Source organism: Burkholderia sp. MSMB2157WGS (assembly GCF_001532755.1).
Taxonomy (GTDB): domain Bacteria; phylum Pseudomonadota; class Gammaproteobacteria; order Burkholderiales; family Burkholderiaceae; genus Burkholderia.
The window spans coordinates 328,496-355,219 of the sequence record NZ_LPJG01000053.1 but is presented as its reverse complement, the minus strand read 5'-3'; the positions used below and the strand labels follow the sequence as shown (position 1 = coordinate 355,219).

Below are 26,724 nucleotides of genomic sequence, written 5' to 3'. Positions count from 1 at the left end.
CTTACTGCGAGGCATGAACGAATGACGGAACCCTTGCTGACGATGCGCGGCATCGTCAAGGCCTTCGACGGCGTGAAGGCGCTCGACGGCATCGACCTGACCGTGCGGCCCGGCGAATGCGTCGGGCTGTGCGGCGAGAACGGCGCGGGCAAGTCGACGCTGATGAAGGTGCTGTCGGGCGTGTACCCGCACGGCACGTGGGACGGCGAAATCCGCTGGGAAGGCGCGCCGCTCGTGGCGTCCGGCGTGCGCGACACCGAACGCGCGGGCATCGCGATCATCCACCAGGAGCTGATGCTCGTGCCCGAGCTGTCGGTGGCCGAGAACATCTTCCTCGGCAACGAGATCACGCTGCCGGGCGGGCGCATGAACTTCGCGGCGATGGTGCGGCGCGCCGAGGAGCTGCTGCACGAATTGCGGATCGACACGATCAACGTCGCGCAGCCGGTGATGAACTACGGCGGCGGCCACCAGCAGTTGATCGAGATCGCGAAGGCGCTGAACAAGCACGCGAAGCTGCTCATCCTCGACGAACCGTCGTCGTCGTTGAGCGCGTCGGAGACGCGCATCCTGCTCGACATCGTGCGCGACCTGAAGCGCCGCGGCGTCGCCTGCGTCTACATCTCGCACAAGCTCGACGAGGTGGCGGCCGTATGCGACACGGTCACCGTGATCCGCGATGGCCGCCATGTCGCGACCGAGCCGATGAATGCGCTGACCACCGACCGGATCATCGCGATGATGGTCGGCCGTGAGATCCGCGACCTGTATCCGCGCGAGCCGCACGAGATCGGCGACGTCGTGCTCGACGTGCGCCACGTGACGTGCCGCGACGTGACGAACGCGCGCCGCAAGCGCGTCGACGACGTGTCGTTCAGCGTGCGGCGCGGCGAGATCGTCGGCGTGGCCGGGCTGGTCGGCGCGGGCCGCACCGAGTTGATGCAGGCGATCTTCGGCGCGTATCCGGGCGCGTGCACGGCGAGCGTGACGATGAACGGCCGGCCGCTGTCGATCCGCTCGCCGGCCGACGCGATCCGCGCCGGCATCGCGATGGTGCCGGAGGACCGCAAGCGCCACGGCATCGTGCCGCAGCTCGGCGTCGGCCACAACATCACACTGGCGGTGCTGCAGCGCTTCGCGGCGCGCGGGCGGATCGACGCGGCCGCCGAGCTCGACGCGATCCGCACCGAGATGCAGCGGCTGTCGGTGCGCGCCGCGCATCCGTTCCTGTCGATCGCGAGCCTGTCGGGCGGCAATCAGCAGAAGGCGGTGCTCGCGAAGATGCTGCTGACCGAGCCGCAGGTGCTGATCCTCGACGAGCCGACGCGCGGTGTCGACGTGGGCGCGAAGGCCGAGATCTACCGGCTCGTCTTCGCGCTGGCCAAGCGCGGCGTCGCGCTGATCGTCGTGTCGTCGGAACTGCCGGAGGTGCTCGGCCTCGCCGATCGCGTGCTGGTGATCGGCGAAGGCGAGCTGCGCGGCGATTTCGTCAACCAGGGCCTCACGCAGGAACAGATTCTCGGCGCCGCGCTGAAGCCCGCGCGGCTGCCCGCCGAACCCACCGCAGCGAGTGCGACATGAATTCCGAACTTTCTTCCTCGACCCCGGCGACGCCGGATGCGGACGCGCGGCGTCCGGACGGCCGCGCGCCGCGGTTGCCGTTGCGCCACGTTTTTACGCGCTACAAGGTGCTCGCGCTGCTGTTCGCGGTCGTCGCGATCTGGGCGTTCTTCTCGGTGTTGACGGACGGCGCGTTCGTCACGCCGCGCAACGTGTCGAACCTGCTGCGGCAGATGTCGATCACCGGCATGCTCGCGTGCGGCATGGTGTTCGTCATCATCGCGGGCGAGATCGACCTGTCGGTCGGCTCGCTGCTCGGGCTGCTCGGCGGCGTCGCCGCGATCCTCGACGTCAACCGCCACTGGCCGGTCGCGGCGACGGTTCCGGCCGTGCTCGCGCTCGGCGTGCTGATCGGGCTCTTCAACGGCTGGTGGTCGACCTATCGGCGCGTGCCGTCGTTCATCGTCGGGCTCGGCGGGATGCTCGCGTTTCGCGGCATCCTGCTCGGCGTGACGGGCGGCTCGACGATCGCGCCCGTGTCGGACGGCTTCGTGTTCATCGGGCAGGGCTATCTGCCGCGTCTGGCCGGGGACGGCCTCGCGGTCCTGCTGTTCGCGGTCGCGACGCTGCTGGTGGTGCGGCAGCGCGGCACGCGGCGGCGCTACCGGCTCGCGGTCGCCCCGTTGTGGCAGGACGTCGCGAAGATCGTCGGCGCCGGCGCGGTGCTGTTCGCGTTCGTCGCGACGCTCGATCGTTACGGCGGTATTCCGGTGCCCGTGCTGCTGCTGCTCGTGCTGCTCGGCGTGTTCTCGTGGATCGCGACGCAGACCGTGTTCGGCCGGCGGATCTATGCGGTGGGCTCGAACCTGGAGGCGACGCGGCTGTCGGGCGTCGACACCGATCGCGTGAAGCTCGCGATCTTCGCGCTGATGGGGCTGATGTGCGCGTTTGCCGGCCTCGTCAACACGGCGCGGCTCGCGGCCGGGTCGCCGTCCGCCGGCTCGATGGGCGAACTCGACGCGATCGCCGCGTGCTTCATCGGCGGCACGTCGATGCGCGGCGGGTCGGGCACGGTCTACGGCGCGCTGATCGGCGCGCTCGTGATGGCGAGCCTCGACAACGGGATGTCGATGCTGGACGTCGACACGTACTGGCAGATGATCGTCAAGGGCGCGGTGCTCGTGCTGGCGGTGTGGATCGACGTGGTGTCGCGGTCGAACCGGCGGTGACGAAGCCGTGTCGGCCGCGCGTCGACCAAGAGGACGACCATGGAGCGAAACGCGAAGCGCTTGTCGGACGTTTCCGTGCCGGCGCCCGGGCCGTTCGCGATGCCGGAGGCCGGGTCCGTGTTTGGCCTGGATGATCGGCGCGACCGGCAGGTGATCGCGGGGGCACTGCGCGCGCTGCTGCGCGAGCGTTGCGAGGCGCTCGCCGAAGCGCTCGCGTTCGCGATGCGCGCCGCCGACCCGGGTTGCCGCGCCGCGACTCGCCGCGCCGCGCATCATGGCAGCGGCGCGCCCCATGCCGCCGTCACGTCGCCGCCGAGCCTCCATTCGCCGAACGGGCGGCGCGGCGCGATGATCGCCGGCAGGCGTCGGTCGTGAAAGCGTGCGTAGTACGGCTCGACCCAGCTCAGTTCGTCGCGGAACGTCCACGGGAACAGGTCCTGCTTGATCGGCGTGATCTTCCTGAAACTCGCGGGATCTTCCACCGCGTCGATCACGAGGTTCGCGAGGCGGCCGATCGCACCGTCGTTTTCGCGGTAGAGATCGATGTTGCGCTGCTGGACGAGTTCGGCCGCGAACACGAGCGGCAGCAGCGCGAACGTGTGATAGTGAAGCGCGCGGTCGCCGCGCTTGACCTCGCGCTCGAGCGAACCGTCCGGGCGGATGTCGCGAATGCCTTCGCGCACCCGCAGCAAGCCGGAATCGATCAGGCTTGCATTGTCGGTCACGGTGCCGATCGCGATCAGGTCGAGCCCGGCCCAATACACGAGGTTGTTGTGCAGATGGTTGATCGCCTCGGCATTGCGGGTCGCGATCGCGATGCGTTCGAGCCACGGGTCGATCGCGTTGAATGCCGCGCGATTCGCTTCGCGCAACCCATGCGGCATGCGCAGGATCACCATCGCGAAATCGGTGCCGGCCCACGAACGCTCGTAGTCGCCCTGATAGCCGGAGATCGGGCCCATCAACGCATCCGATTGCGCCCAACCGTCGAGTAGCGTCAACGCGCACGACCAGTCGCCGCGATCCGCCGCCGCGTTCAGCTTCGCGACGAAGTCGCGCATCGGCTTCACGTCGCGCGCATAGCCCGTGGGGTCGTCGTAGTAGCCGGGCGGGTCGATCGTCCGCACGGGGGGCGGCACTTCGCATGCATGGCTGGCGGCGGCCGTGCCGACGAGTGTGCCGACGGCGAACAGGACGGCGGACAAGGTTCGAACGGAAAGGGCGCGCATGGGGGCTCGACGGGGAAGTTTCGGGCGGGACGCAGGACCGAAGGCAGTCTAGCGCCCGGGGCTTTCGCGCGGCTTTCCACGGTGAGGCGTTGCCGATCCGGCCCGGCGGGCCGTCGGTGCGATGCGTCGCACGTGGCGGCTGCGCATGACAGGCGATACGCTATTCTGTCGTCCTCGACTGCCGGCCCGTTCCGATGAAGCGTCCGTCGTTCTCCACTCGACTCGTCATGCTCGGGGCACTCGGCGCGGCGCTCGGCCCGCTGCCGGGCGGCGTGCTCGCGCAGCACGTCGGCTATCCGGCCGCGTTCGTCGTGCCGGGCGCCGTGTCGACGGGCTCGCTCGCGCTGCGGCTCGGTCATGCGCGCTCGCTGAGCGGCGTGTGCGGCAAACCCGCCGACTCGTCGGCGACGTCGTCTTGAAAGCCGTTTCGATCCTCGTGCCTCCGTCGACTTGCCCATGAATCCTGTTTCGCTTGCCTGGCTGATTTCCGCGCTCGCCACCGCGGGCGTCATCACGCGTCCGTTCGGCTGGCCCGAGGCCATCTGGGCCGTGAGCGGCGCGCTGCTGCTGGTCGTGTTGAACCTCTTGCCCGTCGCGCAGGCGCTGGACGCCGTCGCGAAGGGCGGCGACGTGTACCTCTTTCTGACGGGCATGATGCTGCTGTCCGAGGCGGCCCGTCGCGAGGGGCTGTTCGACTGGGTCGCGACGCACGTCGTCAATCTCGCGCAGGGTTCGTCGCGGCGATTGTTCGCGCTGATCTACGGGGTCGGCGTCGTCACCACGGCGTTCCTGTCGAACGACGCAACCGCCGTCGTGCTGACGCCCGCGGTCCTTGCCGCCGCGCGCCGCGCGAAGGCCGACCCGATGCCGCTGCTGTACAGCTGCGCGCTCGTCGCGAATGCCGCGAGTTTCGTGCTGCCGATTTCGAATCCGGCGAACCTGGTGCTGTATGGCGCGCACATGCCGTCGCTCGGCCCATGGCTCGCGCACTTCGCGGCGCCGTCCGTCGCATCGATCGCGTGCACGTTCGTCATGCTGCGGATCGTGCAGCGACGTGCGCTTTCCGGCGGTTGCGAGTCGGGGCTGCCGGTGCAGCCGCTGACGCGCGGCGGGCGCATCACGCTGGCGGGCATTGCGGCAACGGCCGTCGCGCTGATGGCGGTGTCGGTCCTGGATCGTCCGCTTGGATTGCCGACCGCGCTGGCGGGTGTCGTCACGGTCGCGTGCGTGGCGATGCGGGATCGTGCGGCATGCGTGCCGATCGTTCGCGGGATTTCGTGGAGCGTGCTGCCGCTCGTCGCGGGGTTGTTCGTCGTCGTCGAGGCGCTCGACCGGACCGGCGCGGTGCGCGTACTGGCGGGGCTGCTGCACGCGCTGATGCAAAGCGGCGAGCACGTCGCCGCGGCGGCGGCGGGCGTCGCGGTCGCGCTGGTGTCGAACGGGGTCAACAACCTGCCGGCCGGGCTGATCGCGAGCTCGACGATCCAGGCTGCGCACAGCCCGCGAACGGTGGTCGATGCGATCCTGATCGGCGTGGATCTCGGCCCGAACCTGTCGGTCACCGGTTCGCTCGCGACGATTCTGTGGCTGGCGGCGATGCGGCGCGAAGGGCTGCAGGTCGGTTTCCGTACGTTCCTCGCGGTCGGGGCGTGCGTGATGCCGCCGGCGCTGCTGCTCGCGCTGGGCGCGCGGTTCGCGGTCGGCGGCTGACGCGAGATCCCGGTCAGCCGCCCCGGTCGACTCAGAACGAGTAGGCGAGCGACGCGAACAGGCTGCGCGGCGCGCCCGGCGTGACCCACAGGCTGTTGTACGAGCTGACGTAGGTCGTGCGATTGAACAGGTTGTTCAGCACGACCGACGCACGCAGGTGCTTGTTGACCTGAAGATAGCCGTTGAGTTGCACGGTCGCATAGGCCGGCAGCTCGAAGCCGTCCTGCGTGTTGGCCGTGTTGCCCGCGCGGCGTCCGACGTAGATCACGCCGGCACCGGCGCCGGCCTTGTCCGCGAACGGCAGGGTCGTCTCGTACATGAGCAGCGCGCTGCCGCTCAACCGCGGTACGTCGACGAGGCGCGAGCCGGGCGCCAGCACGGTATCGCGCGTGACCTCGGCGTCGACGTACGCGAAGTTGGCGATGCCGCGCAAGCCGTGACCGAGGTCGCCGCTCCATTCGAATTCGACGCCGCGGCTGCGCACTTCGCCGGCCGCGCGCGAGAAGCCGGCATTGGCCGGATCGGCGGTGAGCACGTTGCGCTTGGTGACGTAGAACGCCGAGACGGTCGTGAGCCAGCGCGTGCCCGCCCATTTCGCGCCGGCTTCGTAGCCGTGGCCCTTTTCGGGATCGAACGCGCGGCCGTTGATGTCGGCACCGTTGTTCGGCCGGAACGAATACGCGGTGTTCGCATACAGCGACAACGCCGGGCTCATTTCATACACGACGCCGAGACGCGGGCTCAGCGAGGTTTGCAACTGGCTCGTCGTCACGCTCTTCAGGCGGTTGTCGATCGACTGGTGGAAGCGATCCCAGCGCAGCCCGGCCAGAACCTTCCAGTGCGGCCCGAACGCGAGCGTGTCCTGCGCGTAGACGCCTTGACCGTCATCGCGTTCGAGCAGGTTGGTCGCGGTGCGTGGCGTCGGCGCGGGCTGGCCGTAGACCGGATCGAAGATGTCGATCGCATACGGCGCGGCGGCGGTCGGCGTGGAGCGCGTGACGAACTGGTCGTAGTTGAAGCGGTACGCATCGACGCCCATCACGAGCGTATGGCCGATGCCGCCCGTGCGGAACGAGCCGGTGGTTTCGAGGCGGCCTTGCAGGTCGTTCGAGTGAAACGCGACTTGCCGGTAGCGGCGCCACAGCGTGCGGCCGTCCGGTTGCAATGCGAACGCCTCGGACGAGCGCCCGGACAGATCGGTCGTGCGTTGCGCGACGCCGGCATTGACCGACCAGCTGGAACCGATGCGATGTTCGAGCGTGAACTGATGGCCCGTGTTGCGCACGTCGTAGTCGCCGTCGCGCGGCTCGCCGAGGAAGCGCGACGCGGGGATCGCGCCGAGTTGCCCGTTCACCGCGAGCACGCCGCGATCGAGCGGCGCGCGCTGACGCGCGCTCTCGAACTCGTAGTGGAGCGTCGTGTCGGCGCCGATGTCCCAGGTGAACGACGGCGAGAACAGGTAGCGTTTGCTCGACACCGTGTCGCGAAAGCTGCCGTTGTTCTCGTTCATCGCGACGAAGCGGTACGCCAGCGATTTCGTGACGGGGCCGGTCGAATCGAGCGTCTGGCGCAATGCGCCGTAGCTGCCGGCCGACACGCCGATGGTGTTCGCGCGTGCGAACTGCGGCTGCTTCGTCGTGTAGCTGATGATCCCGCCCGGATCGCCGCGGCCATACAGCGCGGACGCCGGCCCTTTGAGCACTTCCATGCGCTCGAGGTTGACGGTGTCGCGCGGCACGCTCATCCCGCGATTCCACGAGAAGCCGTTGACCAGATAGTCGGTGCCGGACGTGTTGCCGTCGCCGGCGAAGCCGCGCACCGCGTAGTTGTCCCACAGGCCGCCGAAGTTGTTCTGGCGCGAGACGCCCGCGACCCAGTCGTAAAGATCGTCGCCGCGCGTGGCGGCCACGGTCTGGATCAGCTTCGTGTCGACGCTGCTGACCGCGAACGGAATCTCCATCACGTCCGCCTCGCTACGCGTCGCGCTCGTCGATTCGCGTGTGCGAAACGGCGTCGTCGCGCGTTGCGCGGATACCTCGATGGTCGGCAGCGCCGCTTCCTGCGCGTCGGCGGCGCCCATGCCGGCAGTGCCGACGACGATGGCCATCGGTGCGGCCGCCCAGTTCCTCCTGCTCATACTCCTCCCTTTTTGGTGTGTTTCGCGTTCGGGCACGGCGGGCGGCCTCGCGCCGACATCGGTGTTCCAAACAGTACATTTGCGCGGCAATTTAATGCAAATGAGAGGCATTTGCAATCGTAATTTTGAGCGCCGATGAGGGAAGTGAAACGGTGCGTGGCACGAACGCGGTCGGGGCGTCTCGGTGTGGGTGACGAGCCGGGTGCGGCGTACGCTGCCGTTGTGCCGCACGGCGAGCGAACGGGCAGCGTTGCAGGGCGTTGAATGGCGCGTGGCCGGGGGGCGGGCGTCGCGTCCGTCGATCAGTTCGCCGACCGATTGCGCGAGGGCGATGCTTTCGTCGCGACCGCGCCGTGCGCGGGGCCGGTCGATTGTCGAACGACGAGTTCGGCCGGCAGCACGATTCGAGGGGCCACCGATTCGTTGCTGTCGATCTGTGCCATCAACGTATTGACCGCGGCGCGTCCCATCGGCGCGAACGGTTGGCGTATCGTCGTGAGCGGCGGATGAACCTGCGAGGCCATCGGAATGTCGTCGAAGCCGATGACGGAGACGTCGTGAGGGACTTTCAGGCCCATTTCCCTTGCCGCCGCGATGACGCCGAACGCGCTCAGGTCGTTCGCAGCGAAGATCGCGGTCGGGCGTTCCGGCAGTGCAAGCAATTGCGATGCCGCGTCGAATGCCTTCATCTGCGACAGATCGCCCTGCGCGATCAAGCCGGGATCGTCGGCCAAACGCAGTCGGGCGATCGCATCGAGATAGCCGCGCCGCCGGTCGCGCACGCCTTCGATGGACTCGTCGCCGCCGATGAACGCGATGCGCGTATGCCCGAGTTGCGCCAGATGTTCGACTGCGCGCAATGCGCCGCCATAGTTGTCGACGGAGATGGACGGAAACCCCGCGAGCGCGCCGCGCTGGTCGATGACGACGACCGGGACGTTCGCGGCGGCAAGCGCGTCGAAGTAGATCGAATCGCGCGGCAGGATGGCGACGACGCCGTCGGTGAACTGCTTCATCAACCCCAGCACGGACTGATGCGAGTGACGGTCTTCGTCGAATACCGTGTACACGAACGTCTCGTACCCCGCTACCCGCGCCGCGCGCCCCACACCGATAATCAGTTCGCCGACGAATTCGTTGTCGAGCGTGGGCGTCACGATACCGATGATGCCGTTGCGTCCGCCGGACAGCTTCTGCGCGCTGCGGTTGACGACATACCCGATGTTCGCCGCGACTCTCAATATTTCCTCGCGCGTTTCCTGCGAAACGCCCGGGCGGTCGTTGAGCGCCCGCGAGGCGGTCATCTGCGACACGCCCGCGATACGCGCGACATGGGCGAGAGTGGGATTCTGTTTGCTCATGGGCGAGGTGGTGCGGTGGAGGGTGGTCATCCGGCCACACGCATTCCGCAATGGATGATAGCGATAACGTCCGGTTTTTACTGTTCATTCTAACAGGTCACATGCGGATCCGGAGTTGAACCGATTCGCCGGATTCGACCGGAGCCGCTCTCTGCCTGGCGATCGAGTCATTTTCGTTCGGCTCGACGGGCGCGGCGGGATACCGAATTCGACGATGGGTATACCCGGATAGCGATGGCGACGAATCAAACCTAACATCAGATAACGTTAACGCTAACTATCCGTTGACGAGACCTACAACGATGGAGACGTGGATGCTTTCGATCAAGGTTCGAAGGTTCTCGCGCGCCGCGACGGCTCTGTTGGCAGCCTCGGCGCTCTGGGCCGGCGTCGGTCATGCGCAGTCGACGAAAGTCATCGTCGAATGGGATCACCAGACGGAGGGCAATGGGCCCAGGACCGTACGCGCCGCCGCCGACCGGTTCGAGAAACAGAACCCCGGATACAAGGTCGAGGATTCCCACGTGCTCAACGATTCGTACAAGGCGAAGCTGAAAGTGGCGTTCGGCGCCGGGCAGCCGCCCTGCGTGTTCGACACGTGGGGTGGCGGGCCGCTGAGAGAGTACGTCAAGGCAGGTCAGGTCGTGGACCTCACGCCCTATCTGCAGAAGGATCCGGCCTATCGCGATCGCTTCCTGCCTGCGTCCTGGAAGGCCGTCACCTATAACGGCAGGATTTATGGTGTTCCGGCGGAGAACACGGCGGCTGCCATGATCTTTTACAACAAGGATCTGTTCCGGCAATACAACCTCGCGCCGCCCGCGACGTGGGACGACCTGATGAACGTCGTGAAGGTGCTGACGTCTCACGGGGTCGCGCCGTTCGCGCTGGCCAACAAGAACAAGTGGCCGGGGTCGATGTACTACATGTATCTGGTCGACCGGCTCGGCGGCCCGGAGGTTTTTCGTCGCGCCGTCGAGCGCGACAAGGGCGGCAGTTTTGCCGACCCCGTCTTCATCGGCGCCGGCAAATATCTTCAGCAACTCGTCAAGGCTGGCGCATTCGCGCCCGGCTACAACGGGCTCGACTACGACATCGGGGCGTCCCGCCGCCTCCTGTACGCCGGCCGGGCCGCGATGGAGCTGATGGGAAGCTGGGAAGCGTCGACCATTCAGAAGGAAAATCCCGCGTTCTTCAAGAAGCTCGACTTCTTTCCGTTTCCGGGCATGCCTGGCGGCAAAGGCGATGTTCGCGATGTCGTGGGGACGCTCGGCGACAGTTACCTGAGCGTATCGACGCAGTGTTCCGACCGCGACGCGGCGTTCCGTCTGATCAGGACGATGACGGATGACGAATCGGTCCGCGCGAAACTGGCCGATGCCCGACTCCCGCCGGTGAAGAACCTGACCATCGCGGATCCCATGCTCAAGCGCGTGCAGGAACTGGTCGCGCAGGCGCCGAACGTCCAGCTCTGGTACGACCAGGAACTGTCGCCGCGTCTCGGCGAGCGGCACAAGGAGATTTCGCAGGCGCTGCTGGGGCTTTCGGTGACGCCCGAGGCAGCGGCCCAACAGATGGAAGACGCGGCAAAGGCGGAGGCGGGCCGATAGGCCGGCTGGCGTGGAACCGATCGTGAAGGAGGTCATGGTGGATACAGCGATGATCGCGACGCGCGCGAAAGCGCACCGCATGTCGCCGCACCGGTTGACCGCGGCGCTGTTGCTGGCGCCGTCGGTCCTGCTGTTGGCCGTTTTCCTGCTCTATCCATTGGTCGACAGTTTCCGGTTGTCGCTGGTCGACTGGAACGGGCTCGGTAGCGACGCGCGTTTCGTCGGTGTCGCCAACTGGCTGCATCTGGCTCAGGACGACGTGTTCTGGAAGGCGCTCGGCAACAATTTGCTGCTCGCCGTGTTCTCCGTGGTGATCCAGTTGCCCGTCGCGCTGCTGCTCGCGGTGCTGCTCGACAAGGCCGGCAAAGGCTCGCGGCTGCTGAAGATCCTGTATTTCCTGCCGCTGCTGATGTCCAGCGTCGCGATCGGCGTGCTGTTCAAGAACGTCTACGATCCGAACTTCGGTCCGCTGAACGCCGGGTTGCACGCGCTCGGCCTGCACGCGCTGGCGCAGGACTGGCTCGGCGATCCGCGCTTCTCGCTCGCTGCGACGATCGCGGTGATCTGCTGGCAGAACATCCCTTTCTACATGATCCTGTTTCTCGCCGGGCTGTCGTCCTTTCCGGCGGAACTGGGCGAGGCCGCGCGGCTCGACGGCGCGTCGGAATCGACCATCTTCTGGCGCATCAAGCTGCCGCATCTGCAAGGCACGGTACGGACCGCCGCACTCCTCGCGGTACTGGGGTCGCTGCGCTACTTCGATCTGATTTTCGTGATGACCGGCGGCGGGCCGGAGAATTCGTCCGAGCTGATGGCCACCTACATGTACCGTCGCGTGTTCAGTTCATTCCAGCTCGGCTACGGCAGCACGATCGCTTCGGCGATGTTCATCATCGTGGCGCTGGTCGCGGCGGCCGCGTTGCGCGCCACGCAGCGCTACTCACAGAAGGTCTGACCATGTTCGCTCGTTCAGCCCGGCAGGCGGCCAGCCGACGGCATCCCGCGATCTTCCTGCTGGCGCTCATCTGGCTCGCGGTGACCACGCTGCCGTTCCTGTTCGTGGTCGTCACCAGTCTCAAGTCGCAGGAAGAAACCTATTCGGCTTCGGTGTGGGCGCTGCCGTCCCGGCTCGACCTGTCGAACTATCTGGACGTGCTGCATGGCGCGTTCTTCATGTATCTGCGCAACAGTCTGTTCGTGGTCGGCCTGTCGGTGATCGTCGTCGTGCTGCTCAGCGCGATGGCCGCCTACGCGTTCGCTCGCATGCAGTTCCGCTTCAACAAGACGTTGTTCGGACTCGTCGTCGCATCGATGATCGTGCCGCTTCACGCGACGCTGGTGCCGATCTATCTGATGATCCGCAACATCGGCCTGTACGACACGTCGCTGGCGCTCGTCGGCCCGTACGTCGCGTTCAGCCTGCCGATCTCGATTTTCATTCTCACCGAGTTCATGAAGCAGATCCCGCGCGAACTCGAGGAGGCCGCCTGTCTCGATGGATGCGGGCCGCTCAAGATTTTCTGGCGGATCTACTTTCCGCTGTCGATGCCCGGCCTGGCGACGGTGGCCATCTACAACGCGATCGCCCTCTGGAACGAGTTCATCTTTGCGTACGTGCTGACCTCCACGCCGGAACACCGCACGCTGCCGCTCGCGCTGTGGGATTTCCAGGGGCAGTACGCATCGAACATTCCCGCGATGCTGTCCGTCGTCACGCTCACCTCGCTTCCGTTGATCGTCGCCTACGCGTTCGGGCAGGAACGGATCATCAAGGGAATGATGGCCGGATCGCTGAAGGGATAGCGACCGCTCGACCGCAGCCCGGCACGCATCGCGGGACGCCGGGATCCACTTACTCATTCAGTCAAGCGAATCATGGCCAGCATCAGTCTCAAGCATGTCCAGAAGGCGTACCCCGGGAATCCCCCGATCATTCGAGATGTCGATCTCGAGATCGGCGCCAACGAGTTTTGCGTGTTCCTAGGTCCATCCGGATGCGGAAAATCGACGCTGCTGCGGATGATCGCCGGTCTGGAAACCATCACGGCCGGCGAACTGCGAATCGACGGTGCGCTCGTCAACGATTTGCATCCGTCGAAGCGGCGCGTGGCAATGGTGTTCCAGAACTATGCGCTGTATCCGCACATGACCGTCTACGAAAACATGGCTTTCGGCTTGCGGCAGGCGAAGATCGACGCCGCGACGATCGACCGCAAGGTCAGACAGGCCGCGGCGTCGCTGCAACTGGAGAAGTTCCTCGAGCGGCGGCCGGCGGCGCTGTCGGGCGGGCAACGCCAGCGCGTCGCGATCGGACGGGCAATCGTGCGAGAGCCGGGCGTATTCCTGTTCGACGAGCCGCTGTCGAATCTCGACGCCGCGCTGCGGGTGCAGACGCGAACGGAGATTGCGCGCCTGCACCGCGAGTTCGACCGGGCGAGCGCGATTTACGTCACGCACGACCAGACCGAAGCGATGGCGCTCGCGGACAAGATCGTGCTGCTGCACGCCGGCGCCGACATGGAACGCCACGGCAGCGTGGCCCAGGTCGGAGCGCCGCTGGATCTTTACCACCGCCCGAGAAGCCGGTTCGTTGCGGGTTTCATCGGCTCGCCGCGGATGAATTTCCTGCCGGGGCGTATCGTCGCGGCGGATTCAGGCGGGCTTTCGCTCAGCCTGCGTGGGGGAGCGCTGATTCAGGCCGCGGTCGACGCACGCGGCGTGCAGGTGGGCGCCGACGTCACGCTGGGCGTTCGGCCCGAGCACTTCGTCATTGCCGCAGGCGACGCGCGCAGTCAGGCCGTCAACGCGACGACCGGGCTGGTCGAGCGTTTCGGCGAGTTTACGTATCTGCACGCGACCGTTGGCGAGGGCCGTGACGCCGGCGTGATCGCGAAGCTCGCCGGCGATGTCGGCATCGGGCGCGGCCGGGCCGTCGCGCTTCATGTTTCGCCCGATGCCTGCCATGTCTTCGATGCCGACGGCATGGCATTGCCGCGCCTCGCCGCGGCACGGCAACAGGATTACGCGCTGCGATCGGCTTGATCGCACGGCATACCCGGTCGGCTTCGCCGATGCGCGTCGATCGCCCCGGGATCGAATTCGACCGGACGGGCGCGGTGTATGTCGCCGCTCGCGTCGGGCACTGAAACGGGTAGCTGACCCATTCGTCCATCCAGCCATTTATTTGGGATTCCTTATGTCAATCGATATCGAAGAACAACCGGCGCTGTACCGCAACCCCGACGCGCCCATTCCCGCGCGCGTGGCCGATCTGCTCGCCCGCATGAACCTGGATGAAAAAATCGCACAGTTGCATGCCGGTTGGCTGAGGTTGTCGTCGGACGGCAACCATGCATGGAGGCTGGCCGACTTCGCTCAGCGCCAGACGGGGATTACCGTCGACGAACTTCTGAAGCATGGCCTCGGACAGATCACGCGCCCGCTGGGTACGCACTCGGTCGAGGCCCGCGAAGGGGTGCGCGCATTGAACGCGCTGCAGCGCAGGATGATCGAGGACACGCGCCTGGGTATTCCCGTCATGTCTCACGAGGAGTGTCTCGTCGGCCTGATGATCGAAGGCGCAACCCTGTTTCCAGCGCCGCTCAACTACGCCGCGACGTGGAACCCGGAGCTGGTCGAAGCCGTGGCACGGGAAATCGGCCGGCAGGCGCGATCGATCGGCTGCCATCAGGGGCTCGCACCGGTGCTCGACGTATCGCGCGATCCACGCTGGGGGCGCACCGAAGAGACGCTCGGCGAGGATCCGTATCTGGTCGGCGTGCTGGCCTGTCGTTACGTCGACGGCCTGCAGGGCGAGCGCCGCGACTTGCTGGCGACGCTCAAGCACTTCGCAGGGCACTCGGCGAGCGAAGGCGGGCGCAACCACGCGCCCGTCCATGTCGGCCCGCGCGAATTCAACGATGTCTTCCTGCTGCCCTTCGAAATGGCGGTCAAGTTGACCAATGCGGGCTCCGTGATGCCGGCTTACCACGACATCGACGGTATCCCGTGTCATGCGGATCCGACGCTGATCGATGGAACGCTGCGCGGAAAATGGGGATTCGACGGGTTGGTCGTTGCCGACTATGCAGGCGTCAACCTGCTGTTCACGCACCATGGCGTCGCGCGTGACGAAGCGGGGGCCGCGGCGCTGGCGTTCAATGCGGGTCTCGACGTCGAACTGCCGGGACACGAATGCGCGCTGCATCTGAAGGCGGCGATCGAGCGCGGCGACATCGAGATGCGGGTGATCGATGCGGCCGTGTCGCGCGTGCTGACCGAGAAATTCCGTCTGGGGCTGTTCGAGCATCCGTACGCGGATCCGGACGGTGTCGACGTGAACGGCGCCGATGCGGCGGCCGTGGCGGATCGGGCCGCACTCGAATCGATCGTCCTGTTGAAGAACGCTGCCGTGTTGCCGATCGGAGCCGACGGTGCGTCGCGCGTGGCGATCATCGGGCCGACGGCCGACGATCCGCTCGCGCTGCTTGCCGGATACAGCTTCCCGGTGCATCTGATCACGACCGGCGAGGATGCGCGTTCGCCGGTGAAGACGCCGTTGCAGGCGTTCAGGGAGCGTTTCGGAGGCGAGCGGGTGCTTTACGCGAAGGGTTGCGAGATTCTTCGCGAGCGCCGCGCGGGAACGCCGGTATTCCCGGGGGATGTCGACATGGCGCGCGCGATCGACGAAGACCGGCAGGCACCCGTCAGCCGCGAAACCGACCAGATCGCCGAGGCCGTGCGGGTGGCGGAATCCGCGGATGTCGCGATCGTCTTCGTCGGCGATCTGGCCGGGCTGTTTCAGTCGGGAACCGTCGGCGAGGGATCGGATACGGACAGCCTCGACTTGCCCGGCGTCCAGCAGGCACTGCTGGACGCGGTCGTCGCGAGCGGTACGCGGACGGTCGTCGTGCAGACCGGCGGGCGTCCGTACAACCTGGGCGGCCTGGAAGACGCCGTGGCCGCGCATATCGTCGCGTTCGCGCCGGGCCAGGGCGGCGCCGACGCGCTCGTGAAGCTGATTTCCGGCGCGGCCGACTTCAGCGGCAGATTGCCGTTGTCGATTCCGAAAAGCGCGGGCGCGGTGCCCTACGTGTACAACCACAAGCTGAAAAGCGCCGGCACGCCGATTGCCTATCATTTCGGCTCGCGTTATCCGTTCGGCTTCGGCCTGAGCTACACCCAATTCCGCTATGGCGCGCTCGACTGGATCGCTCAAAGGGCAAGCATTTCCGACGGTGTCTTCGAATTCTCGTTCGAGGTCGAGAACGTCGGGCCGCGCGACGGTACGGAAGTCGTCCAGATCTACGTGCGCGATCGCGTGGCGTCGGTCGTGCGACCGGTACGGGAACTCAAGGGCTTCCAGCGCGTGTTCGTGCCTGTCGGTGCGCGCAGAACGGTGAACGTCCGGCTGCCCGTCGATATGCTCAATTTCACCGACGAACGGGGCGAGCGGATCGTGGAGCCAGGCGAGTTCGACATCATGGTGGGCAGTTCCAGTCGCGACATCCATCTGGCCGGTTGTGCGACCGTGGTCGGTGAAACCGCGCGGACGCTCGATCGCCACTGGCGCATGGTCTGCGAGGTCACGGCAGGCAATCCGGTCGCTGCGGGCTGAGTCTCGGTGACAGAAGCGCCGAGGGCCGGTGCGTTGCGATGCCCACGCATGTCCGCGCCCGCGCCGCTCAATCCGGATCGGCTTTCAGCCCGCCTTCGATCCACCGCGCTTCCGACGCACGAAGATGCGCGCGGATCGCCGTCTGCGCGGCGATCGGGTCGCCGGCTTGCAGTGCGAGGAGCACGTCCTCGTGCTCGCGCACGGCGGCGGTCCAGGTCTGAGGATTCTCCGCGTGGCCGCGCATGGCCGTCGCGATCGGGTCGTGGCGGCTGTCGAACAGCTCGCCGACGAAGCGGGTGAGCACCGAATTGCCGGCGGCTTCCGCGATCAGCATGTGGAACTGCCGGTCGGCTTCGACTGGCGATTTGCCGGCCTCCGCGAGCCGCTTCATGCGCTGAACGGTGCGGCGCAGGCGCTCGAGCATCGCGGCCGTCATCCGCGCGGCGGCCAATGCGGCCACGCTGCCTTCGACGGCCGCGCGGGCCTGCATCAATTCCGACGGGCTGTCGCCGAGCGTGGCCATCGGGCCGACGGCATCGGCCGCCGTGTCGCGCACATACACGCCGGAGCCCATCCGGATCTCGATCTGGCCGCCGATTTCCAGTGCGATCAGCGCCTCGCGAAGCGACGGGCGCGAGACGCCGAGCGTCAGTGCCAGCTCGCGTTCCGGCGGCAGCCGCTCGCCGATCGCGAATTCGCCCTGGCGAATCAACGCGACGATCTGGGCCGCGACCGATTGGTAAAGCCGCTTGGGTTCTGTCGATTTCATCCGATGCAGTGGGATCAATGCGCTTTCGGCGCAAGCGCGTGTCGCGGAGTCTATCACGCGCGTCGTTTCGCCCGTTGTGGCGGCCCGTTCATCCGGATGTGCGGGTTTTCACTATTGGTAAGATCAGATGTGAATAGCTAAATTGGCTTGACCAAAATTGGTTTGATTGCTGTAATTCGTCTAAATTGGACTGACCAGACGGTGCCGAGGTCGATCCACTCCAAGGAGACGCAATGGCATTGCCCCGCAATCTGCCCGGTCAGGCCGCGCCGGACGAAACGGACCGGGAGATCCTGTGCCTGGAAGGGATTCGCAAGCGCTTTCCGGGCGTGCTGGCGCTCGACGGCATTCGCCTCGACCTGCGCCGCGGCGAAGTGCATGCGGTGTGCGGCGAAAACGGCGCGGGCAAATCCACGCTGATGAAGATCATCAGCGGCCAGTACCTGCCCGACGAGGGCGTCGTTCGCTATCGCGGCGCGCCGGTGCGATTTCGTTCGGCTTCCGAAGCGCAGGCGGCCGGCATCGCGATCATTCACCAGGAGCTCAATCTCGTCCCGCACCTGAGCGTGGCGGAGAACCTGTTCCTCGCACGCGAGCCGCGGCGCGGGCCGTTCGTCGATACGCGGCGCATGAATGCGGATGCGGCGCGCTGCATCGCGCGAATCGGCCTGAACGTTGCGCCGACGACGAAGGTCGGCGTGCTGTCGATCGCGCAGCAGCAAATGGTCGAGATCGCGAAGGCGCTGTCGCTCGATGCGCGCGTGCTGATCATGGACGAGCCGACGTCGTCGCTGACGGAAGCGGAAACGGTGCAGCTCTTTCGCATCATCGAGGAGCTGCGCGCAGACGGCGTGGCGATTCTGTATATCTCGCACCGGCTCGACGAAATGGCGCAGATCGTCGATCGCGTGACGGTGTTGCGCGACGGGCGCCATATCTCGACGGACGATTTCGCCGACGTGAGCATCGACGACATCGTCGCGCGCATGGTCGGACGCTCGCTCGACGACGCCTATCCGTCGCGGCAGTCGGCGCCGACGGACGACGTGCTGCTCGACGTGCGGGACCTGCGCCGCGACGGCGTGTTCGGGCCGGTGTCGTTCGCGTTGCGCCGCGGCGAGATCCTGGGCTTCGCGGGATTGATGGGCGCCGGGCGCACCGAGATCGCGCGCGCGATCTTCGGGGCGGACCGTCCCGACGGCGGCACGATCGCGCTGCACGGCCGGCCCGTGACGATCCGCTCGCCGCGCGAGGCGATCCGGCACGGCATCGCGTATCTGTCGGAGGACCGCAAGACGGAGGGGCTCGCGCTGTCGATGCCCGTCGCGGCGAATCTCACGCTCGCGAACGTGCGCGGCATCGCGTCGCGTCTCGGGTTCCTGCGCTTCGACGACGAACTGGACGTGGCGCGCCGCTACGTGCAGGACCTCGCGATTCGCACGCCGTCCGTGCACCAGCGCGTGCGCAACCTGTCCGGCGGCAACCAGCAGAAGGTCGTCATCGGCAAATGGCTTTATCGCGGTTCGAAGATCCTGTTCTTCGACGAGCCGACGCGCGGCATCGACGTCGGCGCGAAATTCGCGATCTACGGGCTGATGGACCGGCTCGCCGCCGACGGCGTCGGCGTGGTGCTGATCAGTTCGGAACTGCCGGAGCTGCTCGGCATGACCGACCGGATCGCCGTTTTTCACGAAGGTCGAATGACCGCATTGCTCGAGACGAAACACACCAGTCAGGAGGAGATCATGCACTACGCGTCGGGGCGTTCCCATGCTTGAAATGACATCCGATCGAAGCCAGGCCGACGAACGGGCGGCGCGACAGCGGCGACGCGACCTGATCCAGAAGTTCGCGGCCCTGGGCAGTCTCGTCGTGCTCGTGTTCGCGTTCTCGATCTCGAGCGCGGCGTTCTTCTCGGTCGACAACCTGATGACGGTCGGCCTGCAGGTTACGTCGATCGCCTATCTGGGCGCGGCCGCCACCTGCGTGATCATCACGGGCGGCATCGACCTGTCGGTCGGCTCGGTGCTCGCGCTGGCCGGCGTGTGCGCGGCGCTGCTGGTCAAGGCCGGCGTGCCGGTACCCGCCGCGATGGCGGCCGGCATCCTGGTCGGCGCGCTGTGCGGGCTCGTCAACGGCATCTGCGTGACGCAGATGGGGCTGCCGCCGTTCATCGCGACGCTCGGCATGATGCTGGTCGCGCGCGGCATCGCGCTGCAGATCACCGGCGCGCGGCCGGTATCGGATCTCGGCGACGCGTTCGGCGCGCTCGGCAACGGCGCGCTGTTGCGGATCTCGCGCATCGGCGCGGACGGGTTCCCCGACACGACCTTTCCCGGCATTCCGTATCCGGTCGTGATCATGGTCGTGCTGTTCGTCGTGGTGTCCGTCCTGCTGTCGAGAACGTCGCTCGGCCGTCATATCTACGCGGTCGGGTCGAACGCGGAGGCGGCCCGGCTGTCGGGCGTGAACGTGCAGGGCGTGAAGCTGTTCACTTACGTGCTGTCCGGCGCGCTCGCCGGCGTGACCGGCTGCGTGCTGATGTCGCGGCTCGTCACCGGGCAGCCGAACGAGGGCGTGATGTACGAGCTCGACGCGATCGCCAGCTCGGTGATCGGCGGCACGTCGCTGATGGGCGGCGTCGGCACGATTTCCGGCACGGCGATCGGCGCGTTCGTGATCGGCGTGCTGCGCAACGGCCTGAACATGAACGGCGTGTCGAGCTTCATCCAGCAGATCATCATCGGCGTCGTGATTCTGGGCACGGTGTGGATCGACCAGTTGCGCAATCGCCGGCCCTGACCGGCAGCAAGCAGTCCCTACCAACGAGAAGCGGAGCGAGACATGAACAAATTCATCCTGCTGGCGGCATCGGCATGCGTGTTCGCGGTGTGCAGCGGCGGCGCGCAGGCGGCGGGCGGCGAGATCGCCGTGATCGTCAAGACGGTCAATTCAAATTATTGGCAGAACGTGCAGAAAGGCGCGAAGGCGGCGCTCGACGGGGCCAAGGGCTACACGATGACGTTCCAGGGGCCGGCGGCCGAGTCGGACATCAGCGGACAGGTCAACATGGTCGACAACGCGGTCACGCGCCATGTGGCGGGCATCGTGCTCGCGCCGTCCGACCCCGATGCGCTCGTCCCCGCGATCAAGAAGGCGTGGGAAGCGCACATTCCCGTCGTGCTGATCGACTCGGCCATCGCGGACGCCGGCAAGCCGTATTACCAGGCATTCCTGTCGACCGACAACGAGAAGGCGGGCGCGCTGTGCGCGAAGGCGCTGATCGACCGCGTCGGGCAATCCGGCAAGATCGCGATCATGTCGTACGTGCCGGGTGCGGGCTCCGAGGTCAGCCGCGTCGGCGGGTTCCGCAAATATATCGAGAGCCATTCGAAGCTGCAGATCGTCGGTCCGTACTACTCGCAATCGCAAATGGCGACCGCGCTGAACCAGACGACCGACGTGCTGTCGGCGAACCCGGACCTGAAGGGCATCTTCGGCGCGAACGAGCCGACCGCGGTCGGGATGGGCCGCGCGCTGAAACAGTCGGGCAAGGCGGGCAAGGTGGTGGCGATCGGGTTCGACGGCAACGAGGACCTGCAGGGCTTCGTGCGCGACGGCACCGTGCAGGCGATCGCCGTGCAGGGCTCCTGGCAGATGGGGAACCAGGGCGTGCGCACGGCGCTCGACGTCATCGCGCGCAGGCCCGCGCCGAAGCTGATCGATACCGGCGTCGTGATGGTCGACAAGCAGAACCTCGATTCGCAGGCGGCGAAGAATGTCCTGTACTGACCGGCCGTGCCGCTTTCCCGTTTCGAGTCACGACTCATGAACGCAAACGACACACGCAGCTTGCCGCGCAGCGGGATGACGATGTCGGCCCTCGGCCTCGGCTGCTCGCAACTGGGCGGCCTTTATCGTCCGATGTCGGCCGTCGATGCCGCCGCGCTCGTCGACGCCGCGTGGACGGCCGGCCTGCGCTACTTCGACACCGCGCCGTATTACGGCTACACGCTGTCCGAGCGGCGCGTGGGGGCGGCGCTCGCCTCGCGCGAGCGCGGCGCCTTCACGCTCAGCACGAAGGTCGGGCGGCTGATGCGCGCCGACGCGAGCGTGCGGCCGGGCGACGACGGCTGGGCCGAGCCGTTGCCGTTCCGGCCGGTCTACGACTACAGCTACGACGGGATCATGCGCTCGCACGACGACAGCCGGCAACGGCTCGGGCTCGCGCGCGTCGACATGCTGTACGTGCACGATATCGGCGCGATGACGCACGGCGATCGTCATGCGCACTATTGGGAACAGTTGACTCGCGGCGGCGGGCTTCGCGCGCTCGACGCGCTGCGCTCGGGCGGCGAGATCGGCGGGTTCGGTCTCGGCGTGAACGAATGGGAAGTCGCGGCCGATGCGCTGAACGAAGCGGCGCTCGACGCCGTGCTGCTGGCCGGCCGCTACACGCTGCTCGAACAGACGGCGCTCGAACCGCTGCTCGACGCATGCGCCCGTGAAGGGACGGGCGTCGTGATCGGCGGCGTGTTCAACTCCGGCCTGCTCGCCGGCAACGGCAAGTTCAACTATGCGGACGCGAGCGCCGACGTGATCGACAAGGCCATGCGGCTCGGCGCGCTGTGCAACCGCTTCGACGTGCCGCTTCCCGCCGCTGCGCTGCAGTTTCCGTTCGGCCATTCGGCCGTCGTGTCGTGCGTGGTCGGCGCGCGCAGCGTCGCTCAGCTGAAGCAGAACATCGCATGGTTCGAGCGCCCTGCGCCGGCCGAACTATGGGATGCACTGCGCGACGAAGGTCTGATCGACGCGCACGCGCCGGTTCCGGGAGCACGCGCATGACCGCGCGCATCGACGCTCATCAGCACTACTGGCGAATCGGCGCGCGGGCCGGCTGCTGGCCGCCGGCCGAACTCGACGCGATTCACCGGGATTTCGGTCCCGCCGATCTGGCGCCGCTGCTCGATGCCGCGCGCATCGACACCACCGTCCTCGTGCAATCGCTGCCGAGCGAAGCCGACACGCGCTTTCTGCTCGATCTGGCGGCCGCCACGCCGAGCGTCGGCGCCGTGGTCGGCTGGGTCGACATGAAGGCCGACGACGCGCCGGCGCGGATCGCGGCGTTCGCCTCCGCGCCGAAGGCGCGCGGCTTGCGACCGATGCTGCAGGATCTGCCCGACGACGCGTGGATCGACGATCCGCGACTGGATCGCGCGGTCGCCGCGATGCTCGAGCATCGGCTCGGTTTCGATGCGCTGGTGATGCCGCGCCATCTCGATGCGCTACATGCATTCGCGCGGCGCCATCCGGATCTGCCGATCGTGATCGACCACGGCGCGAAGCCGTTCGTCGAGCGCGGCGTGCTGCAGCCGTGGCTGTCGGCGATGCGCAGGCTCGCGAGCCTGCCGAAGCTGCATTGCAAGCTGTCCGGCCTGTGGACGGAGGCCGGGCCATCAGCCGGCCCGGATGTCGTGCGAGTGCGCACGCGGCCGTACGTCGATGCGCTGGCCGAGCTGTTCGGGCCGACGCGCCTGATGTGGGGCAGCGACTGGCCGGTGTTGCGGCTGGCGTCGGCGTGCGGCGGCTACGGCGAATGGCTGGCCGCGTGCGAGGACGACTGCGCGCGGTTGCTCGGCGCTGCCGCACTGGCCGACCTCTTCGGCGGCAACGCACGCCGCTTTTACCGGATCGACACCGCACGCCACGAAGAATGAACCATCACGAAAGGAACCCGACATGCTCAGCGTGATTTGCGAATCCCCCGGCGTGCTGCGCGTACAGCAGCGCGAGCTGCCCGTGCGCGGCAGCGGCGAAGTGCTGTTGCGCGTGCAGCGCGTCGGCATCTGCGGCACCGATCTGCATATCTTCACCGGCAACCAGCCGTACCTCGACTATCCGCGCGTGATGGGGCACGAGCTTTCCGCGGTCGTCGTGGAGGCGGAACCCGAGTCGGGGCTCGGCGCCGGCGATGCGGTGTACGTGATGCCGTACCTGTCGTGCGGACACTGCGTCGCATGCCGTCACGGCAACACGAACTGCTGCGTGAACATCAAGGTGCTCGGCGTGCATCGCGACGGCGCGCTCGCCGAATACCTCAGCGTCCCCGCGCAGTTCGTCCACAAGGCCGACGGCATTTCGCTCGACCAGGCAGCGATGCTGGAATTTCTCGCGATCGGCGCGCATGCGGTGCGGCGGGCCGACGTCCGGGCCGGGCAGCGGGCGCTGGTCGTCGGCGCCGGGCCGATCGGCATGGCCGCGATGATGTTCGCGAAGCTGCGCGGCGCCGACGTCACATGCCTCGACACGCGGGCCGACCGGCTGGCGTTTTGCCGCCAGCACCTGGCGGTCGATGCGGCGGTGGAGGTGGGGGCGGACGACGCGGCGCGTCTCGCGTCGTTGACGAACGGCGAGTATTTCGATGCGGTGTTCGACGCGACGGGCAACCTCGATGCGATGAATCGCGGCTTCGAATTCGTCGCGCACGGCGGCAAATACACGTTGATCTCGATCGTGCGCGGGCACGTCGCGTTTTCGGATCCCGAATTCCACAAGCGGGAAACCACGCTGCTCGCGAGCCGCAATGCGACGGCCGAGGATTTCGCGACGGTGCTCGACGCGATGCGCGCGGGGCGCATTCCGGACCGCGCGCTGAACACGCACCGGATGCGGCTCGAAGAGGTGCCGGACGCGTTTCCGCGTCTGCTGGAAGCGGGGCAGACCGTCGTGAAGGCGCTCGTCGAATGCTGAGCGACCGAATCCGGCACGCGGAGCGCACGCGATGACGCCGCCGATCCTGCAGTTCGGCACGAGCCGCTTCCTGCTGGCGCACGTCGACCTGTTCGTCTCCCAGGCGCTGGACGACGGCAACGCGATGGGCGGCATCGGCATCGTGCAGACGACCGGCAATCCGGCGAGCCGCGCCCGCATCGACGCGCTGCGCGCCACCGGTCGTTATCCGGTGCGGATTCGCGGGCGCGATCGCGGCGGCATCGTCGACGAAGTCGTCGAATGCCGCGCCGTGCAGCGCGCGTGGGACGCCGAGCGCGACTGGGCGGAGATACGCCGTGCCGCGATCGAAACGGTGCGCGCGATCGTGTCGAACACCGGCGATGCAGGCTATCGCGCCGATCCGCGCGACGCCGCGGACGTGCTCGACCGGCCGGAGCAAACCCCGCGCGGCTTTCCGGCGAAGCTGCTCGCGCTGCTGCATGCGCGCTGGCGGGTGCGGCCCGACGACGGCATCTCCGTCCTGCCTTGCGAACTGGTGACGAACAACGGCGACACGCTGCGCGACATCGTGCTGGATCTCGCGCGCCGGTGGCGGCTGTCCGACGCGTTCGAAGACTATCTGTCCAACCGCTGCGTGTGGGTCAATTCGCTCGTCGACCGCATCGTGTCCGAGCCGCTGCATCCGGTCGGCGCGATCGCGGAGCCCTATGCGCTGTGGGCGATCGAACGGCGCGCCGGCATGGCGCTGCCGTGCCGGCACGCGCAGATCGTCGTCACCGACGATTTGCGCAGCCACGAGCGCCTGAAGCTGTTCTTCCTCAATCTCGGGCACAGCTGGCTCGCGGAGCAGTGGCTCGCGGCGGGGCGCGATGCATCGGAGACGGTGCTGGACGCGATGAACGATGCGCGGCTGCGCGACGGCCTCGAGGCGGTGTGGCGCGATGAAGTCGCGCCGGTATTCGTCGAGCTGGGCTTGCGCGACACGGCGCAACGGTACGTCGACAGCGTGCGCGAGCGCTTTCTCAATCCGTTTCTCGCGCATCGCATCGCCGATATCGCGGTCAATCATCGCGAGAAGGTGGCGCGGCGGATCGAGCCGTTGCTCGCGCTCGCGGATTCGCTGGCGCTGCCGGCCGAACAACCCCGGTTGCGGCAACTCGTCGCCCGCCATGACCCGGCGGCCGGCGATCCGGCGGCCGGCGCAACGACAGGGAGACATGCATCGTGAAGCAACCGGCAATCGTGATCCTTCACGGCGACGACAACGTCGCCGTCGCACTCGACGCACTGACGCCGGACGTGCCGATCGACGTGCGTGGCGCGCCGTTGCGGCCGGCGGCCGCGGTGCCGGCCGGCCACAAGGTCGCCACGGCGCCGATCGCGCGCGGCGACGCGATCGTCAAATGCGGGCAGCCGATCGGCATCGCGCTGTGCGACATCGCCGTGGGCGAGCACGTGCACGCGCACAACGTCGGGATGCCCAAGCGGCATGCGCATGACGACGCGCGTGCCGGCGACGTGCACGAGGTTCCGGCGGATCGCGCCGATACCTTCGACGGATTCGTGCGGCCCGACGGCAGCGTCGGAACCCGCAACTACGTCGGCGTGATCGCGAGCGTCAACTGTTCGGCGAGCGTCTGTCATGCGATCGCCGATGCATACCGGCACGGCGCGCTCGATGCGTTCGGTCACGTCGACGGCGTCGTCGCGATCACCCATCAGAGCGGCTGCGGCATGTCGGCAACCGGGGACGGCATCGAACTGCTGCGACGCACGCTCGTCGGCTATGCACGCAACCCGAACTTCGCCGGCGTGCTGCTCGTCGGCCTCGGCTGCGAGGTCAACCAGGTCGGGGCGCTCGCGCAACGGCTCGATGCGGCCGCGCCGGGCACCGTGCGCACGCTGGTCATCCAGGACGAGGGCGGGGTGCGCGACACCGTGGCCCGCGGTGTGTCGATCGTGCGCGAATTGGTGGAGGTGGCCGACGGCGCGCGCCGCAGCGCGGTGCCGGCCGCGCGGCTGACGGTCGGCCTGCAATGCGGCGGGTCCGACGGCTACTCGGGCATCACGGCGAACCCGGCGCTCGGCGCGGCCGTCGATCTGCTGGTCCGCAACGGCGGCACCGCGATTCTGTCCGAGACGCCCGAGATCTACGGCGCCGAGCATCTGCTGATCGCGCGGGCGGCCTCGCGCGATGTGGCCGAGCGTCTGCGCGGCAGGTTGCAGTGGTGGGAGCGCTACGTCGCCGATCACGGCGGCGAAATGAACAACAACCCGTCGCCCGGCAATCTCGCCGGCGGCATCACGACGATTCTCGAGAAGTCGCTCGGCGCGGTGTCGAAGGGCGGGCGCTCGCCGTTGCGCGCGGTCTACGATTACGCGGAGCCGGTGCGGCAAGCCGGGCTCGTGTTCATGGATACGCCCGGGTACGACCCGGTGTCGGCCACCGGGCAGATCGCCGGCGGCGCGAATCTCGTGTGCTTCACGACGGGCCGCGGTTCGGTGTTCGGGTCGAAGCCGGTGCCGACGATCAAGATCGCGACGACGACCGGCCTGTTCGAGCGGATGCGATCGGACATGGATTTCGACAGCGGCGGGATCGTCGCCGGTTCGCTCACGGTCGACGAAGCGGGCGCGCGGCTGTTTCGGCTGATGCTCGACGTCGCCTCCGGACGACGCTCTTGCAGCGAGGACAACGGCATCGGCGAACGCGAGTTCGTGCCGTGGCTGCGCGGCGCGGTCATGTGACGCGAAAGGCGAGGTGCGACCG

The 26,724-nt window shown here is 67.4% G+C and carries 20 protein-coding genes and 1 pseudogene; 17 read left to right on the top strand and 4 right to left on the bottom strand.

Features of this window, described 5'->3' with window-relative positions:
• Positions 1-21 precede the first annotated feature (21 nt).
• Positions 22-1,581, top strand: a complete 1,560-nt coding sequence (gene xylG, locus WT53_RS31155) for a D-xylose ABC transporter ATP-binding protein (protein ID WP_034209081.1) — start codon at positions 22-24, stop codon at positions 1,579-1,581.
• Complete coding sequence (locus WT53_RS31150; protein ID WP_034209082.1) at positions 1,578-2,789, top strand: sugar ABC transporter permease; 1,212 nt, start codon at positions 1,578-1,580, stop codon at positions 2,787-2,789. Before xylG ends, WT53_RS31150 begins: the two co-directional genes overlap by 4 nt.
• Before the next feature lie 272 nt (positions 2,790-3,061).
• On the opposite strand, the gene WT53_RS31145 is transcribed toward WT53_RS31150, so the two are convergent.
• The gene (locus WT53_RS31145; protein ID WP_034209084.1) at positions 3,062-4,018 is read right to left on the bottom strand and encodes a mannuronate-specific alginate lyase; all 957 of its coding nucleotides are present in this window, start codon (positions 4,016-4,018) and stop codon (positions 3,062-3,064) included.
• 239 nt (positions 4,019-4,257) lie between these two features.
• Here WT53_RS31145 and WT53_RS31140 point away from each other — a divergent pair.
• Positions 4,258-4,437 (top strand): annotated as a pseudogene (locus tag WT53_RS31140) (MFS transporter); the annotation flags it as partial.
• Between the two features lie 37 nt (positions 4,438-4,474).
• A complete protein-coding gene (locus WT53_RS31135; RefSeq protein ID WP_034209086.1) occupies positions 4,475-5,728 on the top strand; it encodes an arsenic transporter in 1,254 nt (417 codons plus the stop codon).
• 31 nt (positions 5,729-5,759) lie between these two features.
• Here WT53_RS31135 and WT53_RS31130 read toward each other — a convergent pair whose 3' ends face one another.
• Both WT53_RS31130 and WT53_RS31125 read right to left on the bottom strand, forming a co-directional pair.
• A complete protein-coding gene (locus tag WT53_RS31130; protein WP_034209087.1) occupies positions 5,760-7,865 on the bottom strand; it encodes a TonB-dependent siderophore receptor in 2,106 nt (701 codons plus the stop codon).
• Between the two features lie 302 nt (positions 7,866-8,167).
• Entirely contained in the window at positions 8,168-9,226 is a 1,059-nt protein-coding gene (locus tag WT53_RS31125) for a LacI family DNA-binding transcriptional regulator (RefSeq protein ID WP_034209088.1), read from the bottom strand.
• A 314-nt stretch (positions 9,227-9,540) separates the two neighbouring features.
• On the opposite strand from WT53_RS31125, the gene WT53_RS31120 reads away from it, so the two are divergent.
• The 5 genes from WT53_RS31120 (at position 9,541) to WT53_RS31100 (ending at position 16,453) form a co-directional block, all read left to right on the top strand.
• Complete coding sequence (locus WT53_RS31120) at positions 9,541-10,836, top strand: extracellular solute-binding protein (RefSeq protein ID WP_052100440.1); 1,296 nt, start codon at positions 9,541-9,543, stop codon at positions 10,834-10,836.
• A gap of 34 nt (positions 10,837-10,870) precedes the next feature.
• Positions 10,871-11,791, top strand: coding sequence for a carbohydrate ABC transporter permease (locus tag WT53_RS31115; RefSeq protein ID WP_230624955.1), 921 nt, complete (start codon positions 10,871-10,873; stop codon positions 11,789-11,791).
• A 2-nt stretch (positions 11,792-11,793) separates the two neighbouring features.
• Positions 11,794-12,639, top strand: a complete 846-nt coding sequence (locus tag WT53_RS31110) for a carbohydrate ABC transporter permease (protein WP_052100404.1) — start codon at positions 11,794-11,796, stop codon at positions 12,637-12,639.
• A gap of 72 nt (positions 12,640-12,711) precedes the next feature.
• Positions 12,712-13,878: an ABC transporter ATP-binding protein gene (locus WT53_RS31105; RefSeq protein ID WP_034209090.1), complete on the top strand. Its 1,167-nt coding sequence runs from the start codon at positions 12,712-12,714 to the stop codon at positions 13,876-13,878.
• Entirely contained in the window at positions 13,799-16,453 is a 2,655-nt protein-coding gene (locus WT53_RS31100; protein ID WP_230624956.1) for a glycoside hydrolase family 3 N-terminal domain-containing protein, read from the top strand. Before WT53_RS31105 ends, WT53_RS31100 begins: the two co-directional genes overlap by 80 nt.
• A 67-nt stretch (positions 16,454-16,520) precedes the next feature.
• Here WT53_RS31100 and WT53_RS31095 read toward each other — a convergent pair whose 3' ends face one another.
• Positions 16,521-17,222, bottom strand: a complete 702-nt coding sequence (locus WT53_RS31095) for a FadR/GntR family transcriptional regulator (protein ID WP_034209092.1) — start codon at positions 17,220-17,222, stop codon at positions 16,521-16,523.
• Positions 17,223-17,455: 233 nt separating this feature from the next.
• On the opposite strand from WT53_RS31095, the gene WT53_RS31090 reads away from it, so the two are divergent.
• Genes WT53_RS31090 through WT53_RS31055 form a run of 8 tightly spaced genes read left to right on the top strand, consistent with a single transcriptional unit; the run spans position 17,456 to position 26,702 of the window.
• Positions 17,456-19,000: a sugar ABC transporter ATP-binding protein gene (locus WT53_RS31090; RefSeq protein ID WP_034209093.1), complete on the top strand. Its 1,545-nt coding sequence runs from the start codon at positions 17,456-17,458 to the stop codon at positions 18,998-19,000.
• Entirely contained in the window at positions 18,993-20,024 is a 1,032-nt protein-coding gene (locus WT53_RS31085; RefSeq protein WP_034209094.1) for an ABC transporter permease, read from the top strand. Before WT53_RS31090 ends, WT53_RS31085 begins: the two co-directional genes overlap by 8 nt.
• 42 nt (positions 20,025-20,066) lie before the next feature.
• Positions 20,067-21,014, top strand: coding sequence for an ABC transporter substrate-binding protein (locus WT53_RS31080; RefSeq protein WP_060262665.1), 948 nt, complete (start codon positions 20,067-20,069; stop codon positions 21,012-21,014).
• Positions 21,015-21,050: 36 nt separating this feature from the next.
• On the top strand, positions 21,051-22,067 hold the full coding sequence (locus tag WT53_RS31075) for an aldo/keto reductase (protein WP_034209096.1): 1,017 nt from the start codon (positions 21,051-21,053) through the stop codon (positions 22,065-22,067).
• Positions 22,064-22,939: an amidohydrolase gene (locus WT53_RS31070; protein WP_034209097.1), complete on the top strand. Its 876-nt coding sequence runs from the start codon at positions 22,064-22,066 to the stop codon at positions 22,937-22,939. Before WT53_RS31075 ends, WT53_RS31070 begins: the two co-directional genes overlap by 4 nt.
• Before the next feature lie 22 nt (positions 22,940-22,961).
• The gene (locus tag WT53_RS31065; RefSeq protein WP_034209098.1) at positions 22,962-23,972 is read left to right on the top strand and encodes a zinc-binding alcohol dehydrogenase family protein; all 1,011 of its coding nucleotides are present in this window, start codon (positions 22,962-22,964) and stop codon (positions 23,970-23,972) included.
• 31 nt (positions 23,973-24,003) lie between these two features.
• On the top strand, positions 24,004-25,182 hold the full coding sequence (locus WT53_RS31060) for a D-mannonate oxidoreductase (protein WP_034209099.1): 1,179 nt from the start codon (positions 24,004-24,006) through the stop codon (positions 25,180-25,182).
• Entirely contained in the window at positions 25,179-26,702 is a 1,524-nt protein-coding gene (locus tag WT53_RS31055) for a UxaA family hydrolase (protein WP_060262663.1), read from the top strand. The genes WT53_RS31060 and WT53_RS31055 overlap by 4 nt, the downstream gene beginning before the upstream one ends.
• Positions 26,703-26,724 lie beyond the last annotated feature (22 nt).

Coding starts and splice junctions, on each gene's coding strand:
- WT53_RS31125 (WP_034209088.1), bottom strand. CDS start 9,226: ATGAGCAAACAGAATCCCACTCTCGCCCATGTCGCGCGTATCGCGGGC.
- WT53_RS31060 (WP_034209099.1), top strand. CDS start 24,004: ATGACGCCGCCGATCCTGCAGTTCGGCACGAGCCGCTTCCTGCTGGCG.
- WT53_RS31150 (WP_034209082.1), top strand. CDS start 1,578: ATGAATTCCGAACTTTCTTCCTCGACCCCGGCGACGCCGGATGCGGAC.
- WT53_RS31080 (WP_060262665.1), top strand. CDS start 20,067: ATGAACAAATTCATCCTGCTGGCGGCATCGGCATGCGTGTTCGCGGTG.
- WT53_RS31100 (WP_230624956.1), top strand. CDS start 13,799: ATGTCTTCGATGCCGACGGCATGGCATTGCCGCGCCTCGCCGCGGCAC.
- WT53_RS31115 (WP_230624955.1), top strand. CDS start 10,871: ATGGTGGATACAGCGATGATCGCGACGCGCGCGAAAGCGCACCGCATG.
- xylG (WP_034209081.1), top strand. CDS start 22: ATGACGGAACCCTTGCTGACGATGCGCGGCATCGTCAAGGCCTTCGAC.
- WT53_RS31130 (WP_034209087.1), bottom strand. CDS start 7,865: ATGAGCAGGAGGAACTGGGCGGCCGCACCGATGGCCATCGTCGTCGGC.
- WT53_RS31090 (WP_034209093.1), top strand. CDS start 17,456: ATGGCATTGCCCCGCAATCTGCCCGGTCAGGCCGCGCCGGACGAAACG.
- WT53_RS31145 (WP_034209084.1), bottom strand. CDS start 4,018: ATGCGCGCCCTTTCCGTTCGAACCTTGTCCGCCGTCCTGTTCGCCGTC.
- WT53_RS31085 (WP_034209094.1), top strand. CDS start 18,993: ATGCTTGAAATGACATCCGATCGAAGCCAGGCCGACGAACGGGCGGCG.
- WT53_RS31110 (WP_052100404.1), top strand. CDS start 11,794: ATGTTCGCTCGTTCAGCCCGGCAGGCGGCCAGCCGACGGCATCCCGCG.
- WT53_RS31065 (WP_034209098.1), top strand. CDS start 22,962: ATGCTCAGCGTGATTTGCGAATCCCCCGGCGTGCTGCGCGTACAGCAG.
- WT53_RS31070 (WP_034209097.1), top strand. CDS start 22,064: ATGACCGCGCGCATCGACGCTCATCAGCACTACTGGCGAATCGGCGCG.
- WT53_RS31120 (WP_052100440.1), top strand. CDS start 9,541: ATGCTTTCGATCAAGGTTCGAAGGTTCTCGCGCGCCGCGACGGCTCTG.
- WT53_RS31075 (WP_034209096.1), top strand. CDS start 21,051: ATGAACGCAAACGACACACGCAGCTTGCCGCGCAGCGGGATGACGATG.
- WT53_RS31095 (WP_034209092.1), bottom strand. CDS start 17,222: ATGAAATCGACAGAACCCAAGCGGCTTTACCAATCGGTCGCGGCCCAG.
- WT53_RS31135 (WP_034209086.1), top strand. CDS start 4,475: ATGAATCCTGTTTCGCTTGCCTGGCTGATTTCCGCGCTCGCCACCGCG.
- WT53_RS31105 (WP_034209090.1), top strand. CDS start 12,712: ATGGCCAGCATCAGTCTCAAGCATGTCCAGAAGGCGTACCCCGGGAAT.